This window comes from Bacillus cereus group sp. BfR-BA-01524 (assembly GCF_022662595.1).
In the GTDB taxonomy this organism is placed as follows: domain Bacteria; phylum Bacillota; class Bacilli; order Bacillales; family Bacillaceae_G; genus Bacillus_A; species Bacillus_A thuringiensis_S.
In genome coordinates, this window is the sequence record NZ_JAKUDW010000185.1 from 1 (window position 1) to 4176 (window position 4176).

Sequence of the window (4176 nt, forward strand, 5' to 3'; positions counted from 1 at the left end):
AAATTAAGTTTATAAACTTTTGATCATGATTCATTGTTTCTCCAATCAAATTTACTTATTTTAACCAGCTAACACTAACTTTATTTATCCAATATTGTACTCCTCCACCTTCCCTATATTCCTGAACTATATCTGTACCATTTTGAAATTGAGTTTGAGATGCAGTGATTCCCGTAAGAACTCTAATTCCTTTTGGTATTTCTACTATATATTCTGTACTTAATGGATTCCCCCAAGCTTCTAATACCGCTAACTCATTTCTTGTTTCTTCAATGTTTCTCTTTTTATCACTCCACCAATAACCAAGACCATACCTAGAATCTGGTTCACCAGATTTACTTCTTCTATATAAAATTAAATCTTTATCAATTTCTTTTATCTCTATTTTTAAATCCTTAAATGCTAAAACATCCGCCTTAGTACCCTTAAAATCAAAATTAGAAAAACCTGATTCTCTTATTATCTCTCTTTTTAAAGTTGCACGTTCCATTATACTCAAATCTACTTTATCTACTTTATCTAATAATTGATTTAAATCATTAACACTCCAATTAATCAATTTATTACTTTTTATATTACTTATTATTTTATCAATATTATTCTCACTTTCAAAAATAATAGATATGTCATCACTTCTATTTAATGAAATATTATTCAATTCAGCATAACTATTAAAAGAAAAACAAAATAAACTACAAAAAATCACAAACGTCATAACAAATATATTTTTTTTCATACTAAAAAACCTCTCCTAATCTTAATTAACAATCCTCATTGATTTAAAAATCAAATCATTTTCTTTAACAAAAACTTCCAAATTGGTTCTGATCCAATTAACACTGAACCTTGTCCCATCATTCCTGCATATAATTCATCATTGTTAGAATCAATCGTTGCTTCTAATTCATACATATAGGATTTAAATTCTTTATTATAAACAGGTTCCGCCGCAATATATACAATTTCCCCTATATATTTATCTATTCTTTCTGTATTAAAAGAATAAATTATCTTATCACCCTTTTTGATATTTTTTCTATCTTGAGGAGATAAAATTATACGAGCTCTTTTCTCAAGGTTTTTTGGTACAATAGACAAAATCTCTTTTCCAGATTCAATTAAATCACCAGATTGAATAGTAGAATTAAACTGAACTTCTCCATCCATTGATGCTTTTACAAAAACATTTTCATTTTCCTCTTTTATTTGAAACAAAACATCTCCTGTTTTCACAAAATCACCCGACTTAACCAAAACATTATCTAATATTCCCTTGTTTTTACTTCGAACTAGACTAGATTCAAATTTATTCTGTATGATTACTGTTCCTTTACTTACAATATCAACCTTTCCAAAATAAGCCCAAACAACAAAAATAACAAACAATAAAATAAGTCCAGATAAAAACCATATAATAAAACGAGGTGGTTTTCGTTCTAATAACTCCACACTATCTGTTAATTGCTCAAAAGAATAAATTTTATTCATCTTTATTTCCCCACATTGCATAAGATTGTGATTTTATATGATCTACATGTACAGTTTGATTTTTCCATAAACCATAATAATCACCCTTTTGAAGTAATAATTCCTCATGAGAACCTTCTTCAATAATATTTCCTTTTCTCATGACAAAAATTTTACTAGCATGTTGAACTGTACTTAATCGATGCGCAATCATAATAACTGTGATTTCCTTACTTCCTAAATCTCTAAGCATATCAGTAATTTTTTTCTCCGTTGTAGAATCTAAATTACTTGTTGCCTCATCTAAAATCAAAATATCTGGATTTTTCAATAACGCACGTGCAATAGCTAATCTTTGTTTTTGTCCTCCAGATAAATTAGACGCATTTTCCTCTAATAATGTTTCATATCGTAATGGTAATTCACTAATAAAATCATGAGCACAAGCTAATTTACATACATGAATTAATTCTTCAAAACTAACCTTACGTTCTAGACCAAATTGTAAATTATCATAAATGGAACCACTAAAGAAAAAGGACTCCTGTGATACATATGCAATTTGTTTACGTAATGCTGTTTTACTAATTTCTTTAATATGATAATCATCATAATAAATATTCCCCTGCTGAACTGAATAATAATTCATTAATAACTTTGAAATAGTTGTTTTACCGGAACCACTTTCACCAACAAAAGCTACTTGACTACCAGGGGAAATTGAAAAACTAATATTATTTAAAACATTATTCCTCGTACCATATTTAAATGTTACATTCTCAAAATCAATCTTCCCAGAAAGACGATTTGGAAATACCTTTCTCTCTTCATCCTTCGATTTTTCTAATTCTAAATCAAAAATATCATTTAACCTTTCTGCTGCTACAATAGCTGATTGCATCATCGGTTGAATACCAATTAAATTCTGAATAGGATTCAAGAAATATACCAAAAGTGCATTATAAGTAATTAACTCACCAATTGACATATTTCCCTTTAATACCTGGTTAGCACCTACCCATAAAATAATTACTCCACCAATTAATTCAATAGCAATTTTAATAGTTCCTTGTAAATTAGAAATCATACCATTTTTAAAAAAATGACGAAGTAAACTTACAAAACGTTTTTCCATTTCAAAAATTACTTCTTTTTCAGCATTATATGATTTTATAGTACCAACACCATTTAATGACTCCACTATATAAGACATTAACTTTGCATTACTTTCCATTTGCTCTCTATTAATATTTTCATAAGATTTATGAAATCCTAAAATAACAAGAACATAAAACGGGATTAATAAAAGGGTTACACCAAACAAAACAGAATTATGTAAATAAAGCAAAACAGAACCTAAAACTACCATTAAGCTATCAATCATTAATGTAATTGTAGTATTAGATAAAGCATCTCTAACTTTACTAGCATCCGTAAAACGAGAAATAATTTCACCAACTTTTCTCGTTTCAAAAAAATTCATAGGTAAACCAATAACATGTCGATAATATCCCAACATTAACTGTATATCGATTCTCCTACTAAAATATAAAATCAAATGAGTTCTAAAATATGATAGTAATACCTTAAATACATATAAAATAACAATACCTATTGAAACTATATGTAAAGTTTGTAATAACTGATTCGCAACAATATCATCAATTAAAAATTTAAAATAAAATGCACCTAACATACTAAACCCATTTAAGAAAATAGAAGCAATAAACATAGGAACAAGTAAATGAATTTGAGATTTTAATAAAGATGTAAAACGAGACAATTTACCACTAGAATAATCGGATTTATTAAAATTTTCATTAGGACTAACTAAAACTAAAATACCTTTCCAAATCTCACAAAAATCTTCCAAACTAAATACAATATTCCCTTTTGCAGGATCTGCAATATAGACTTTATTTTTTTTCACTTTATAAATAACTACATAATGTAATAAACCGTTGTCAATTACATGTGCAATAGCTGGTAAAGGTATTTCTTCTAATACCTCAGGACTCTTAGCCCTAACACCTTTACTATCAAACCCTAATCTTGTAGACGCTTCCAACAATCCTTTAATATTTGTGCCTTGTAAATCAGTTCCCGCAATTTCACGAATTTTAGAAATTGATATATCCGAACTATAATGACGTGAAATCATAGCTAAACATGCTGGGCCACAATCCTGTAAATCATGTTGCTTAATACATTCAAATTTTTTTAATACCAAAGTAATACCTACTTTCTTAATAAAGATGAATCCCATTATATAAATAATTTAATAATTTTATTATTATTTGAAAAAAATTACAAGGAAATTATAGACAAAAAAATATATTATTGTATAATAATTACATGACAGCGATTCCAAAGCTGAATAATTCATTTAAATAAGGAGGGGACATAATGGAAATCAAATTAGAAAATCTAGAAGAATTAACACAAGAAGAAATTCTAGAAGTAGACGGCGGAAACTGGGTAAAAAACCTAGCTGATTTCACAGCTGGATACTATAAAGGATGGTCTAACTATTACAATGATGGACCAGCACCATGGGAATAAACAATAATATTTGCTAAACTTAAAATCTAAAAATCTATATATTTCAAAAAGAGGTTTTCTAAAATGAATACTAAGAAATTAAACAAAAATCTTGAAACTTTAACAAATCAAGAACTTGAAATTAATGGCGGAGGCTTCTGGGGTAAA

Annotated in this window: 4 protein-coding genes; 1 reads left to right on the plus strand and 3 read right to left on the minus strand. The window is 27.7% G+C overall.

The window, feature by feature from the left end; translation table 11 throughout:
- Positions 1–55: 55 nt before the first annotated feature.
- The 3 genes from MR170_RS29905 to MR170_RS29915 are packed head-to-tail and all read right to left on the minus strand — an operon-like array spanning position 56 to position 3697.
- On the minus strand, positions 56–736 hold the full coding sequence (locus MR170_RS29905; protein ID WP_242310505.1) for an autotransporter: 681 nt from the start codon (positions 734–736) through the stop codon (positions 56–58).
- Positions 737–786: 50 nt separating this feature from the next.
- Positions 787–1488: an HlyD family secretion protein gene (locus MR170_RS29910; protein WP_012263686.1), complete on the minus strand. Its 702-nt coding sequence runs from the start codon at positions 1486–1488 to the stop codon at positions 787–789.
- Entirely contained in the window at positions 1481–3697 is a 2217-nt protein-coding gene (locus MR170_RS29915) for a peptidase domain-containing ABC transporter (RefSeq protein ID WP_242310507.1), read from the minus strand. The genes MR170_RS29910 and MR170_RS29915 overlap by 8 nt, the downstream gene beginning before the upstream one ends.
- 176 nt (positions 3698–3873) lie before the next feature.
- On the opposite strand from MR170_RS29915, the gene MR170_RS29920 reads away from it, so the two are divergent.
- A complete protein-coding gene (locus MR170_RS29920) occupies positions 3874–4029 on the plus strand; it encodes a hypothetical protein (protein WP_012263688.1) in 156 nt (51 codons plus the stop codon).
- Positions 4030–4176: the final 147 nt, after the last annotated feature.

Coding starts and splice junctions, on each gene's coding strand:
- MR170_RS29910 (WP_012263686.1), bottom strand. CDS start 1,488: ATGAATAAAATTTATTCTTTTGAGCAATTAACAGATAGTGTGGAGTTA.
- MR170_RS29920 (WP_012263688.1), top strand. CDS start 3,874: ATGGAAATCAAATTAGAAAATCTAGAAGAATTAACACAAGAAGAAATT.
- MR170_RS29905 (WP_242310505.1), bottom strand. CDS start 736: ATGAAAAAAAATATATTTGTTATGACGTTTGTGATTTTTTGTAGTTTA.